Below are 11,799 nucleotides of genomic sequence, written 5' to 3' on the forward strand. Positions count from 1 at the left end.
CCGGCTCGCCGGGGCGCTTATCTGGAAGGAAGAGACAATGAATCACTACACACGCTGGATTGAGCTAAAAGAACAAAACCCTGGCAAATACGCACGTGACATCGCCGCGATGATGGCGATCAGCGAAGCCGAACTGACCTCCGCGCGCGTGGGCCATGACGCCTGGCGTCTGCACGGGGAGATCCGTGAGATCCTGAGCGCGCTGGAAGCGGTCGGCGAAACCAAGTGCATCTGCCGCAACGAATACGCGGTGCATGAGCAGGTCGGTGCCTTTACCAATCAACACCTGAACGGCCACGCCGGGCTGGTGCTGAACCCGGGCGCGCTGGATCTGCGCCTGTTCCTGAACCAGTGGGCCAGCGTATTCCACATCAGCGAAGCCACCGCGCGCGGCGAGCGCCAGAGTATTCAGTTCTTCGACCATCAGGGCGATGCGCTGCTGAAGGTCTACACCACCGACAACACGGATCTGTCCGCCTGGGGCGATGTACTGACCCGCTTTATCTTTGCCGACAATCCGCCGCTGGAGCTGAAAGCCGCCGACGCGGTGGTTCACGCCGCTGACGTTGACGGTAAAACCGTGGATAACGAGTGGCGCGCGATGACCGACGTGCATCAGTTCTTCAGCCTGCTGAAGCGCCACAATCTGAGCCGTCAGCAGGCGTTCCGCCTGGTGGGTGACGACCTGGCCTGCAAAGTGGACAACAGCGCCCTGGCGCAACTGCTGGAAACCGCGCGTCAGGACGGGAACGAGATCATGGTCTTCGTCGGCAACCGCGGCTGCGTGCAGATCTTCACCGGCGCGGTGAAAAAGCTGGTGCCGATGAAAGGCTGGCTGAATATCTTCAATCCCACCTTTACTCTGCATCTGCTGGAAGAGACCATCGCCGAGACCTGGGTGACGCGTAAACCGACCGCCGATGGGCATGTGACCAGCCTTGAGCTGTTTGCCGCCGACGGTACGCAGATTGCGCAGCTTTACGGCCAGCGCACCGAAGGCCAGCCGGAGCAGACTCAGTGGCGCGCGCAGATCGACGCCCTGACGCCAAAAGGGCTGGCCGCATGAGAAAACTGCTTGCCCTGATTGTCGCGCTGCCGCTGACGGCCTTTGCCGCGAGCCAGGAGAAAATTGTCTCGCTGGGCGGAGACGTGACGGAGATTGTCTATGCTCTGGGTGCGGAGTCGTCTCTCGTCGCGCGCGACAGCACCAGCCAGTGGCCGAAGCCCGCCACCGCCCTGCCGGATGTCGGCTATCTGCGTCAGCTGAACGCCGAAGGGATTCTGGCGATGCGCCCGACGCTGGTGCTGGCAAGCGCGCAGGCCCAGCCATCGCTGGCGCTAAAACAGGTCGAGCAGAGCAAGGTTAAGGTGGTGACTGTGCCGGGCAGCAACGATCTCAGCGTCATCGACGAAAAGATCCGCGTTATCGCCGGGGCGACTCATCGCACAGAGCAAGGCGACGCCCTGCGCAAATCCGTGCGTGAAGCGCTGGCGGCACTGCCGTCGACGCCGCTCAATAAACGGGTGCTGTTCATCCTCAACCACGGCGGAATGACCGCCATGGCGGCCGGACAGCAGACCGGCGCGGACGCGGCGATCCGCGCCGCCGGGCTGCACAACGCGATGCAGGGCTTTGCCCGCTACCAGCCGCTTTCGCAGGAAGGTGTGATTGCCAGCCAGCCCGATCTGGTGGTGATTTCGCAGGACGGCGTGAACGCGATGGGTGGGGAAGAAAATCTGTGGAAGCTGCCAGGTCTGGCGCAAACCCCTGCGGGCATGAATAAGCAGGTGTTGCAGATTGACGATATGGCGCTGCTCGGTTTTAGCGTGCGTACGCCGCAGGCCATTCAGCAGCTGCGCGACAAAGCGGAGCAACTGCCCTGATGCCTCGCCGGATCACGCTCTCTCTGTGGATGCTGGCGTTAACCCTGGCGCTAATGACGCTGCTGGCGACCGGTTTTGGCGCGTTGCGTCTGCCGGTGAATCTGCTGTGGAACGGCACCGACGAAGCGCTGCGTCAGATCTGGTTCACCATTCGCCTGCCGCGCGTGCTGCTGGCGCTGGTGATTGGCGGATCGCTGGCGCTGGCAGGCTGTGTGATGCAGGGGCTGTTTCGTAATCCGCTCGCCGACCCTGGTCTGCTTGGGATCAGCAGCGGGGCGGCCTGCGCCGTGGCGCTGTGGGTGGTCTTGCCCATTACGCTGCCTGCCCTGCTGATGCTGTACGCCCCGATGCTGGCGGCGTTTCTTGGCGCCCTGGCGGCGACGCTGGTGATCTTCCTGCTGAGCCAGCAGCGTGACAGTTCTCTGTCGCGCCTGCTGCTGGTGGGGATTGCCATCAACGCCCTGTGCGGCGCGGCGGTCGGAGTGCTGTCGTGGGTAAGTAATGATGCCCAGCTGCGTCAGCTGTCGCTCTGGGGTATGGGCAGTCTGGGATCGGCCCAGTGGTCCACGCTGCTGGCCGTCACCTCGCTGATGATCCCGACGGTGCTGATCATCTGGCGTCTGGCGGGCGCGCTGAATCTGCTGCAGCTCGGCGACGAAGAGGCGCACTACCTGGGCGTCGATGTCCGCGTCGTTCAGCGGATTTTACTGCTCTGCAGCGCGCTGCTGGTCGCTTCGGCGGTCGCCGTGAGCGGCGTGATTGGTTTTATCGGTCTGGTGGTGCCACATCTGATGCGCATGTGGCTCGGGTCGGATCACCGCGCGGTGATCCCCGGCTCAGTGCTGGCAGGCGCATTTCTACTGCTGATTGCCGATACCCTCGCGCGGACCCTGGTGGCACCTGCCGAAATGCCGGTCGGGCTGCTGACCAGCCTGCTCGGCGCGCCCTGGTTCCTGTGGCTCATTTTCCGTCGCGGAGAACAGCATGGCTGAACAATTTAGCGCCCTGGCGCTGACCTACGGCACGGCAGACAAGGCAGTGATCCGCGATGTCTCGCTTTCGCTGGAACAGGGCGAGCTGGTGGCGCTGATCGGGCCTAACGGCGCGGGGAAATCAACGCTATTACGCTTGCTGACCGGCTTTCTGAAACCCGGCTCCGGGTACATCATGCTGGGTGGAAAACCGCTGCACGCCTGGAGCACGCAGACGCTGTCCCGTCATCGTGCGGTGATGCGCCAACAAACCCAGCTGGGATTCGACTGGCCGATTGAAGCGGTGATCGGTATGGGTCGCGCGCCCTGGACTCAGCAGCCGGAAGCGGCGGTGATCCAGCAGGTGATGCAGCTCACCGGCTGTCTGCCGCTGGCGGGAAGGAAATATGCAGCTCTGTCGGGCGGTGAACAGCAGCGCGTACAGTTAGCCCGCGCGCTGGCGCAGCTCTGGTGTGACGGCGCACCGCGCGGCTGGCTGTTTCTCGATGAACCAACGTCGGCGCTGGATCTCTACCATCAGCAGCATCTGCTGCGACTGATGAAATCCTTAACCGCCCAGGGGAATCTGCACGTCTGCGTGGTGCTGCACGATCTCAATCTGGCCGCCCTGTGGGCAGACCGGATTGTGTTGTTGCACGAAGGAAAAATTGTGTCGCAGGGATCGCCGGAAAGCGTGCTGCGGGCAGAGGATTTGGCCCGCTGGTATGGTGCCGAGGTGCAGGTGGGTCAGCATCCGGCGAATGCCGCCCCGCAGGTGTTTCTTGCCCCTTAGCTTGAACAGCTCACTTCCAGCCGCTTGCCCCAGTCCGGTGGGCGGCTGACATACTCATCGCTGCGATCGGCAAACGGGGTGCGCAATGCCTCGTGCAGACGGTGCAGTTCTGCGTAATCCCCCTGCTCGGCCTGTTCAATCGCCCGCTGCGCCAGCCAGTTGCGCAGAATCATCGCCGGGTTAACGGCTTTCATCTGCGCCTGACGGGCGTCATCAGTGAGTTCTTCGCGCTGCAAACGCTCGCGGTAAGTGACGAACCAGCTGTCAAATGCCGCCCTGTCGATGAACTCATCGCGCAGCGGTGAGGCGGTACTGAGCTGCTCGGTCTGGCTAAGCATACGAAACGTGCGGGTGTAGTCGCTGCCTTCCCTTGCCATCAGTGCAAACAGCCCATTAAGAATATCGTTATCGCCCTTCTCTTGCGTCGTCAGCCCCAGCTTGCGGCGCATCAGCTTGCCGTATTCTTGCATCAGAACTTCCTGATAAAGATCCAGTGCATCGTTCAGGGCCTCGACATCAATGAATGGCGACAGCGACTGGGCGAGACGCTGCAGATTCCACAGGCCAACCGCAGGCTGATTTTCAAAGCTGTAGCGCCCCTGGTGATCCGAGTGATTGCAGATCAGATCCGGCTGGTAGTCATCCAGAAAACCGTAAGGACCGTAATCAATGGTCAGCCCCAGAATCGACATGTTATCAGTGTTCATTACGCCGTGGGCGAAACCGACGGTTTGCCAGCAGGCCATCAGGGACGCGGTGCGGGTGACAACATCCCGGAACCACAGGATGTATTTGTCCGCGTCATCCGCCCACTGCGGCCAGTAGTGGCGAATAACAAAGTCGGCCAGCTGGCGGACTTTTTCCGGCTCGCGGCGATAGTAAAAGTGCTCGAAATGACCGAAGCGCACGTGGCTTTGGGCGATACGCATCAGCATCGCGCCCGGCTCGTAGGTTTCGCGGGCAATCTGGGTGTCGCTGGTGACGATGGATAAGGCGCGCGTCGTCGGGATACCCAGTGCGTGCATCGCTTCTGAGGCCAGACTTTCACGGATGGTCGAGCGCAGCACCGCGCGTCCGTCGCCCATGCGGGAATACGGCGTTAAACCAGCCCCTTTCAGGTGCCAGTCGAGGGTTTGACCGTTGGCGAGCTGTTGTTCGCCTAACAGAATGCCGCGCCCGTCGCCGAGCTGTCCGGCCCAGACGCCAAACTGGTGGCCGCTGTAGACCTGCGCCAGGGGCTTCATGCCGGGAAGCAGCGTTTCACCGCCCCAGACGCCTGCGCCGGATTCAGGCTGGAATAGCTCAGGCGGAACGCCTAAGTCGTTCGCCAGGCTGGCGTTATGCCAAATCAGACGGGCATTGGTCAGCGGCGTGGGATTGAGTGCGGTGTAGAATCCTGGCAGTTCATCGTGCCAGTGAGCAGTAAAAGACAGGGTCATAAGTCCTCCTGCCTGTAGTGTAGAGGGTTTACCCGCGGTTAAACACGGGCGAATATCAGGGTTATCACTGAACCAGCGTGGTGACCTGCTCGGCGGTGACAGCTGACCACAGATTGCCCTGCATGGCGCTGAAACTAAACGGCATCATGCGGCGCAGAACCTCTTCGTCGTCTACGCCCGCCACCATTACCGACTGGCAATAAGGCGAGATTTGCGCGAGGATCGCCCGCATAAAGGGCTCGAAGGAGAACTCCACGACGCGCTGCTGGATAAAGCCTTTGTCCAGCGCCACACGGGTAAACAGCCCGTCAAAAACGGCTTTATTCGACGCCGCGCCTGCACCGTAATCGGCCAGCACCATCGGGAAGTGGATCGCCATTCTTGCCAGCGTGAGATCATCCTTACCGTTAATTAAACCGGGATAGTTCTCATTAACAGTAAACTCAAGAAACGGATAACGATCTAATATTGCAGCGGCATTCCCGTTACTTAAAAGAAACTCGCCTATCGCAGGGGTAATATTTATCCATGCTATAAGCTGATGCTGAACGAAAAAAAGTTTACAGGAATCCAGCAGTTCGAGTTTCTCTTTAAACAGCGTTAACTCTTCTTCTTCGGTGAGATGGGGAGCCACCAGCTCGGTGGGAATACGGACGTCAGCACCCACACCAACAAAGTTAGTTAAAATTTCCAAACCACGTAACTCCCCTGCGTTATTGCGCGCCGGGAGTAATAAAAGTTCAGATTGCCAGGGTTTATTGAGGGTGACTATCATAGCGCCTGCCCCGCGGTAACGAAGATAACGTGCATCCTGGAGCAATAGCTAAAACAATTCAACTTTATTGATTTTAATAGAGTTAATTTCATTCGTTCCTTTTATTTTTAAGATTTATCCCTCAATCTAAAAATAATCTTATCCTGGTTATCCGATAATATCCAGTTTTAGCGAAAACAGAGATTTAAAGAAATTAATTAATGTTACTTAATGTATCGGACACAGTAGTAAGTTATCCGCACGGCTTAAGAAACCGCGCGGAATCGCAGAAATGGGGGCTAAATACGTCGGGCCTGCCAAAAGTTCTTCCGCCAGTAAACATTATCCAGGGAAGATCTCATGACACCGCGACTGGTCGAGGCGTGAATAAACTGGTTATCGGTATCATAAATGCCAACGTGCAGGCCGCTTTCGCCTGAGCCGGTTTTAAAGAATACCAGGTCGCCGGGCAGCAAATCGTCTTTATCGATCTCCGTGCCAATTTTCGCCTGCGTGCGCGTGTCGCGCGGGAGTTGCAGATCGAATTTATCGCGCATCGTCATTAATACGAATCCCGAGCAATCCACCCCGCCGCGGCTCATACCGCCATAGCGATAAGGCGTCCCGCGCCAGTTTTGCAACTGTTCGTTCAGGTTGGCAATCACGGTAATCGAATCCGATAACCGCGGATTTGGGGGTGGCGCACGATGGCTGCTGCATCCTGCAAGTAATAACATGCCCACGATCAGAAACCAGAAGCGCATTTCCAGACGAATCCTCTGCTTTTTTTGTCCTTTCCGTAATTTAGCCTGTGATTACGCTACCTTGCAAGAAACGCTTATTCCTGGGCGGTAGAAATCAGCATTCTGTGCCCTTCTATGTCCAGACGGCGGAAAGGCATACCGTAAGCTTTCGCAAGATGCGGTGGCGTCAGGACGCTGTCACGCGGACCGCTGGCGAGGAGCTTTCCGCGCGCCAGTAGCCACACGCGATGCGCGTGACGCAGCGTATGGTTCAGGTCATGGCTGCTCATCACGATGGCAATCCCTTTACCAGAAAGCTGACTCAACAGTCTGTCGAGAGCCGCCTGTTGGGCGACGTCCAGGCTGCTCATCGGCTCGTCCAGCAGCAGCAGGCAGCCGTGCGGGTTCCCAGTCGGATGGATTTGCAATATCACCGCGGCGAGCCGCACGCGCTGCCATTCTCCGCCGGAGAGCTGATTCACATTGCGCGAGAGCTTATCAGTCAGCCCCAGCGCAGCCGTGACGTCGTCAAGCAGCGCGGTTTGGCTTTTATCATGCTGATGCAGCGCCAGATAGTGCCAGACGGGCATGGCGAAAGGCGGCGTTTGCTGTTGCACCAGATAGCTGCGGCGGTGGGCCAGCGAGACGGGCGACCATTCATGCAAAGAGTGTCCGTGCAGGATAATCTCACCTTCGCCCGACGTTATTCCGGCCAGCCGCGCCAGCAGCGTGCTTTTCCCGGCACCGTTTGGGCCCACGAGGTGCACAATTTCACCCGCGCGGACTTCGGCGTTAACCGGCTCCAGCCTGCCCTTTTCCGCCACGCCTGCCAGCTGCAACAGCATACTCATTACTTCGCCAGCGCCAGCTTAATGGACTCCATGACGATCGGATCTTCCGGGGTCATGTCCGGAGAGAAACGCTGCACCACCTGACCATCACGACCAATCAGGAATTTTTCGAAGTTCCACAGAATATCGTCAGGATAGAGCGGCGCGCGCCCTTTGCTCGCCATACGCTCGTAGAAGCCGCTGCCTTCCGGCGCGACGGCGGTAGGCGCTGCGGCCACCAGTTTTTCATATAGCGGGTGGCGGTTGTCACCGTTGACGTCGATTTTGCTGAACATCGGGAAAGTCACGCCGTAGGTTGTGCTGCAGAACGTTTTGATCTCGTCTTCGCTGCCCGGCTCCTGGCCCAGGAACTGGTTGCACGGGAATCCGAGGACCACCAATCCGTCTTTCTCCCAGGCTTTCTGGATGTTTTCCAGCTGTTCGTACTGCGGCGTCAGGCCACATTTCGAGGCCACGTTAACCACCAGCAGCACTTTGCCGCGGTAGTCTTCCAGCGTGGTTTGCTTGCCATCAATGGTTGTTACGTCGGTATTCAGAATATCGTACTGCATAGCGTCCCCTTAGATTGTCTTGCGGTTGGGCGGATCTAACGTCCGGCCTTTAATAGTAGCCAGATAAATACGGGCGCGCCCAGCGTTGCGGTCACGACCCCGATCGGCAGCTCGGCGGCACTCATGGCCAGACGGGCAATAATATCGGCAATCAGCAGCGTCGCCGCACCGGCGATAGCGGCGGCGGGTAATAAGGTGCGATGGTTTGTGATCCCCGCCAGACGCAGCATATGGGGGATTACCAGGCCAATAAACCCGATAGCACCGGCCAGGGCGACGCTGACGCCTACCATCCAGCCGATAGCCACCACCAGCACATTACGCCACAGGCCGATGGACAGGCCCAGCTGGCGGGCCGAGATCTCCCCCAGCGCCAGCATGTTCAGCGGCTTCGCCTGAAAAGCGGCCCACAGGATCGCCGGGATCAGGAGCGCCATCAGCCAGCCCTGTCGCCAGTCCACGCCGCCAAAACCGCCCATCATCCAGTACATCAGCTGGCGCAGATCGAACGACGTGGAGAAGTACACCGCCCAGGTCATCAGCGCGCTGCAGATAATCCCCAGCGCGACGCCGGCCAGCAGCAGGCGGCTGGTCGACAAATGCCGCCTGGCGAAACGCAGTAAAATGACGGTGATAAGGAGTGCGCCAGCGATGGCGCTGAGGCTGATGCTCCAGCCAGAAAGGGTTCCGCCGCCCAGCATTAACGCGGCGATAAGGCCGACGCCCGCGCCATTGGAGACGCCGAGCAGCCCCGGCTCCGCCAGCGGATTTTCAAACAATGCCTGCATGATAGTGCCGCACAGCGCCAGCGCCGCGCCGACTAAAACCACGGCCACCGTGCGCGGCAGGCGGATTTGCCAGACAAACAGTTTGCCCTGCTCGCTCGCCCAGTGCTCTGGCCCGATCCACTGCTCTCCGGCACACAAACTCAGCGCAAAAACGGCTGTCAGTAATGCCAACAGCACCAGTAACCAGCGCAGATCGGAGCGGTGTTGTCGACGGGCAAATTCAAGCATGGGTTCTGTTTTCAAGTGGGCGATGATATTGATTTTACGGTGGGTATGTCTTCGCGCAAAGAAAAAAGGCCGCGATTGCGGCCTTTTTGGGTTAGTTCATATTACTCTGCTTTGGGCGTTGCGTTTTCGACACGGCTTTTTAACTTCTGGCCGGGTCTGAAGGTCACCACGCGGCGGGCTGTAATGGGAATATCTTCCCCCGTCTTCGGGTTACGGCCCGGACGTTGGTTTTTGTCTCGCAAATCAAAATTGCCAAAACCGGAGAGTTTTACCTGCTCACCATTTTCCAGAGCACGACGGATCTCTTCGAAAAACAGCTCTACCAGCTCTTTGGCATCCCGTTTGCTAAGCCCAAGCTTATCAAACAGATATTCTGACATTTCAGCTTTTGTAAGCGCCATAGGTTCAATCCCTCAATGATGCCTGGAATCGCTCTTTTAATGCCTCTACACATCTGGCAACGGTAGCGGCAATCTCCTCTTCTTCGAGTGTACGGCTGGTATCCTGAAGGATAAGGCTAATAGCGAGGCTCTTAGAACCTTCTGCTACGCCCTTGCCGCGGTACACGTCAAATAAGTTTACGCCAACTACCTGATTTACGCCAACTTTCTTACACTCGGCCAAAATATCTGCTGCGGGCACATTTTCAGCGACCACAACGGCGATATCGCGACGGTTCGCCGGGAAGCGCGAAACGTCCTGAGCCTGAGGAACCACGCGGTCTGCGACCTTGTTCCACTCCAGCTCAAACACCATGGTGCGGCCGTTCAGGTCCAGTTTACGTTCCAGTTCCGGGTGAACAACGCCAACGAAACCAACGCGTTCGCCGTGTAAATAAATGGCAGCGCTCTGGCCCGGATGCAGGGCTGGGATGGCTTCTGCGCGGAATTCAATTTCAGACAATTTACCGGTCAGATCGAGAACAGACTCCAGATCGCCTTTCACATCGTAGAAATCGACGCTGTTTTTGGTCAGATCCCAGTGCTCTTCATAGCGGTTGCCGCAGATAGCGCCAGCCAGCATCAGATCCTGACGGATACCGAGATTTGCCTGGGTATCAGGCACAAAGCGCAGACCGGTTTCGAAGATACGCACGCGGCTCTGCTGACGGTTCTGGTTGTAAACGATGGTACCGAGCAGGCCAGTCCACAGAGAAAGACGCATCGCGGACATTTCGCTGGAGATCGGGCTTGGCAGAATCAGCGCTTCCTGACCCGGGTGGATCAGCTGCTGCAGTTTCGGATCCACGAAGCTGTAGGTGATCACTTCCTGATAGCCTTTGTCGTTGAGCATGGTTTTCACACGCTTCAGGGACAGGTTGGCTTCGCGGTGGGAGCCCATTACCAGACCGGCCTGCACAGGCTCATTAGGAATGTTGTCGTAGCCGTAAACACGGGCCACTTCTTCCACCAGGTCTTCTTCGATTTCCATGTCGAAACGCCAGCTTGGCGCAACGGCCTGCCACTGGTCCTGACCTTCGGTCACTTCGCAGCCCAGACGACGCAGGATATTGCTCACCTGTGCATCGGCAATGTGATGGCCGATCAGACGATCCAGCTTGCCGCGAGTCAGAGTAATGGTCGCACGCTTAGGCAGCGTCGCTTCATTGGTCACATCAATCACCGGACCCGCTTCACCGCCACAGATGTCGATCAGCAGGCGAGTGGCGCGTTCCATGGCCTTATACTGCAGAGCTGGATCCACGCCGCGCTCGTAGCGGTGAGAGGCATCCGTGTGCAGGCCATGACGACGTGCGCGGCCGGTAATAGACAGCGGGCTGAAGAACGCACACTCCAGCAGAACATTTTGCGTCTCGTCGTTCACACCAGAGTGCTCACCACCGAAGATGCCGCCCATCGCCAGCGCTTTGGTATGGTCAGCAATGACCAGCGTATCAGCGTTCAGTTTGGCTTCGCTACCGTCGAGCAGAACCAGGGTTTCGCCCTCTTTCGCCATACGCACCACGATCCCGCCTTCGATACGATCTTTATCGAAGGCGTGCATCGGCTGACCCAGCTCCAGCAGAACGTAGTTGGTCACGTCGACCACCGCATCGATAGAACGAATCCCGCAGCGTCGCAGTTTTTCTTTCATCCACAGCGGGGTTGGCGCTTTGACGTTGATGCCTTTCACCACACGACCGAGGTAGCGTGGGCAAGCGTCAGCGGCTTCCACAGAAATTGGCAGCGTGTCATTGATGGTGGCCGCAACCGGTGCAATCTCCGGTGCGTTCAGTTCGGTCTGGTTCAGTACCGCAACGTCGCGCGCCACGCCGATGATACCCAGGCAATCGGCACGGTTTGGCGTCACGCTGATTTCGATGGTGTTGTCATCAAGCTTCAGGTATTCGCGGATGTCGGTACCAATCGGCGCATCAACAGGCAGTTCGATAATGCCGTTGTGATCGTCGGAAATACCCAGCTCGGAGAAGGAGCACAGCATACCTTCAGACGGCTCGCCGCGCAGTTTCGCCGCTTTAATTTTGAAATCGCCCGGCAGAACCGCACCGACCGTTGCCACAGCCACTTTCAGGCCCTGGCGGCAGTTTGGCGCGCCGCAGACGATGTCCAGCAGGCGATCGCCACCGACGTTCACTTTGGTGACGCGCAGTTTGTCCGCGTTCGGGTGCTGGCCGCATTCGACCACTTCACCGACAACCACGCCGTTGAATGCGCCTGCGACCGGCTCAACCCCGTCCACTTCCAGGCCTGCCATGGTAATTTGGTTAGAGAGCGCTTCGCTGTTGAGCGCGGTGTTCACCCATTCGCGTAACCACAGTTCACTGAATTTCATTGTT

At 58.4% G+C, this 11,799-nt stretch carries 12 protein-coding genes; 4 read left to right on the forward strand and 8 right to left on the reverse strand.

Annotation, left to right across the window (positions count from 1 at the left end; genetic code table 11):
- Window positions 1-37 precede the first annotated feature (37 nt).
- The 4 genes from chuS to AC3WS9_RS12900 are packed head-to-tail and all read left to right on the forward strand — an operon-like array spanning window position 38 to window position 3,648.
- Window positions 38-1,066: a hematinate-forming heme oxygenase ChuS gene (gene chuS, locus AC3WS9_RS12885; RefSeq protein ID WP_492488726.1), complete on the forward strand. Its 1,029-nt coding sequence runs from the start codon at window positions 38-40 to the stop codon at window positions 1,064-1,066.
- Window positions 1,063-1,884 (forward strand): heme/hemin ABC transporter substrate-binding protein, encoded by an 822-nt coding sequence (locus AC3WS9_RS12890; protein ID WP_492488728.1) that lies wholly within the window; start codon window positions 1,063-1,065, stop codon window positions 1,882-1,884. Before chuS ends, AC3WS9_RS12890 begins: the two co-directional genes overlap by 4 nt.
- Entirely contained in the window at window positions 1,884-2,876 is a 993-nt protein-coding gene (locus AC3WS9_RS12895; RefSeq protein ID WP_282491983.1) for a FecCD family ABC transporter permease, read from the forward strand. The genes AC3WS9_RS12890 and AC3WS9_RS12895 overlap by 1 nt, the downstream gene beginning before the upstream one ends.
- The gene (locus tag AC3WS9_RS12900) at window positions 2,869-3,648 is read left to right on the forward strand and encodes a heme ABC transporter ATP-binding protein (protein WP_492488731.1); all 780 of its coding nucleotides are present in this window, start codon (window positions 2,869-2,871) and stop codon (window positions 3,646-3,648) included. The genes AC3WS9_RS12895 and AC3WS9_RS12900 overlap by 8 nt, the downstream gene beginning before the upstream one ends.
- Here the strand turns inward: AC3WS9_RS12900 and selO are convergent.
- From selO to pheT, 8 genes are all read right to left on the reverse strand, one after another.
- Window positions 3,645-5,087, reverse strand: a complete 1,443-nt coding sequence (gene selO / locus AC3WS9_RS12905; RefSeq protein ID WP_492488733.1) for a protein adenylyltransferase SelO — start codon at window positions 5,085-5,087, stop codon at window positions 3,645-3,647. The genes AC3WS9_RS12900 and selO overlap by 4 nt on opposite strands.
- Window positions 5,088-5,151: 64 nt before the next feature.
- The gene (locus AC3WS9_RS12910) at window positions 5,152-5,862 is read right to left on the reverse strand and encodes an EAL domain-containing protein (RefSeq protein ID WP_492488735.1); all 711 of its coding nucleotides are present in this window, start codon (window positions 5,860-5,862) and stop codon (window positions 5,152-5,154) included.
- Window positions 5,863-6,140: 278 nt separating this feature from the next.
- Complete coding sequence (locus AC3WS9_RS12915; protein ID WP_282491987.1) at window positions 6,141-6,605, reverse strand: C40 family peptidase; 465 nt, start codon at window positions 6,603-6,605, stop codon at window positions 6,141-6,143.
- 74 nt (window positions 6,606-6,679) lie between these two features.
- The gene (btuD, locus tag AC3WS9_RS12920; protein WP_492488737.1) at window positions 6,680-7,435 is read right to left on the reverse strand and encodes a vitamin B12 ABC transporter ATP-binding protein BtuD; all 756 of its coding nucleotides are present in this window, start codon (window positions 7,433-7,435) and stop codon (window positions 6,680-6,682) included.
- Window positions 7,435-7,986 carry a glutathione peroxidase gene (locus tag AC3WS9_RS12925; protein ID WP_282491989.1) on the reverse strand — a complete coding sequence of 184 codons (552 nt, stop codon included), beginning with the start codon at window positions 7,984-7,986 and terminating at the stop codon, window positions 7,435-7,437. The genes btuD and AC3WS9_RS12925 overlap by 1 nt, the downstream gene beginning before the upstream one ends.
- Before the next feature lie 35 nt (window positions 7,987-8,021).
- Window positions 8,022-9,002 (reverse strand): vitamin B12 ABC transporter permease BtuC, encoded by a 981-nt coding sequence (gene btuC / locus AC3WS9_RS12930; protein ID WP_492488739.1) that lies wholly within the window; start codon window positions 9,000-9,002, stop codon window positions 8,022-8,024.
- Between the two features lie 101 nt (window positions 9,003-9,103).
- The gene (gene ihfA / locus AC3WS9_RS12935; protein ID WP_003857805.1) at window positions 9,104-9,403 is read right to left on the reverse strand and encodes an integration host factor subunit alpha; all 300 of its coding nucleotides are present in this window, start codon (window positions 9,401-9,403) and stop codon (window positions 9,104-9,106) included.
- Window positions 9,404-9,407: 4 nt separating this feature from the next.
- Window positions 9,408-11,795 carry a phenylalanine--tRNA ligase subunit beta gene (pheT, locus tag AC3WS9_RS12940; protein WP_492488742.1) on the reverse strand — a complete coding sequence of 796 codons (2,388 nt, stop codon included), beginning with the start codon at window positions 11,793-11,795 and terminating at the stop codon, window positions 9,408-9,410.
- Window positions 11,796-11,799 lie beyond the last annotated feature (4 nt).

Source organism: Lelliottia sp. EB106-05-01-XG201, assembly GCF_058791735.1.